This is a genomic window from Microbacterium sp. Bi128 (assembly GCF_918698205.1).
Genome location: NZ_CAKKMM010001418.1, coordinates 1 through 1,294 on the forward strand (window position 1 = coordinate 1; position 1,294 = coordinate 1,294).

Here is a 1,294-nt window from a genome sequence, read left to right on the forward strand (position 1 = left end):
TGACAGCGGAAGCCCATCGCCCTCAACGATCGTCAGCTTGGCGAAGTAGCCGCCGGCACACGCGGCCGTGACGACATAGTCCCCGGGAGCAAGTACAGTGGCCAATTTCCCGGCAGGCTCTGCTTCCGTTGGCATACCAGCGTCCGTTACGGATGCACCAAGCAAACGGGCCACGTCACCAACGTTTTCCTCAAATGACCGGGGTGGCAACGTTGCCCCTTTGGACGATGAGCTAACTGTCTGCTCAGGCGGGTCACTGTACGTACAACCCGCCAGCGCAAGGACGAGTCCGGCCAAAACAAGCAGTACTCTTCCGCGCTGAGTCTGCATCCCCCAATGAGCTGACATGTTCTGAGCCTACAACCCCGCATTTGGGTGACTGGGGGAGACGGGTCGATCGGAAGCTGCCGCTAGCACACTCGTCGGGCCGAAGAGTATCCAGCCGACGGACACGTGGATCACCCCGGCGAGAAAAACCGGTGGGTTGTGTGTCCGAGCCATTCAATCCCCCAAGAATTGTGAACACCTAGACTAGCCGTGGCACACCCACCGGCGGCGATGCGTGCCTGGCACGCGGGATCCATGCGGCAGCTGGGGTGGCTTCTGGCACCCGCAGCCGTTCCTGCCATAGCGCCGGGTCTTATCGCAGCGCCCGCTGAGGGATCGGCTTACGGGCACGCTTCGTGGCGCCACGAGCCTCCACCAAACTCCCTGGCTCACTACTTCCATTAAGGTATTGCTCCTCATGGGAGCATGTACTCATGAATCGACGCATCATGGGTCTGGGGATCGTTTTTTTCGTGCTCTACTTTGTACTCGGACTCGTCGTGGGTGGGCTCGTCCTGCTGTGGAGCTTCCACTACCAGTGGTGGGTTTTCGTCCTGCTGATCCTGGTCCCAGCGCTTTTATCCTGGGCTACTCTTGCCCTGCTGGAAGGCCGGCGTAAGACCCCGTCCACGTAGAGCACGAACGGTAGTACTTGCCGACCAGCTGCTCATTGACAGGTCGGCACCCCTAGCTGGGAGCCAGATCCGCGAGTCGAGGGCGGCGGACCTTGGTTACATCCTGGTCGCGGAGAGACCGAGACCACGCGTGAACGACTCTTATGGGGCAGACCGTGGAAAGTGCAAACGGACTGCTCTGGGTCTGCGTGGGGCGGGTGAGGCACTTGCAGGGCCTGAGCGAAGCGGAAGGAATCCTAATCGGGCAAGAGGGCGGTCCGGGCGCCGTCGATATACTCGCTGGATGCGGATCCGTCCAATAGATCTGGTCGACGTGCTGGTCTATCTCGTGG

The 1,294-nt window shown here is 60.8% G+C and carries 1 protein-coding gene; it reads left to right on the plus strand.

The genetic code is table 11. The features are described from left to right. Positions 1-761 precede the first annotated feature (761 nt). A complete protein-coding gene (locus LQV45_RS33290; RefSeq protein WP_230012008.1) occupies positions 762-962 on the plus strand; it encodes a hypothetical protein in 201 nt (66 codons plus the stop codon). The last annotated feature ends 332 nt before the right edge of the window (positions 963-1,294 follow it).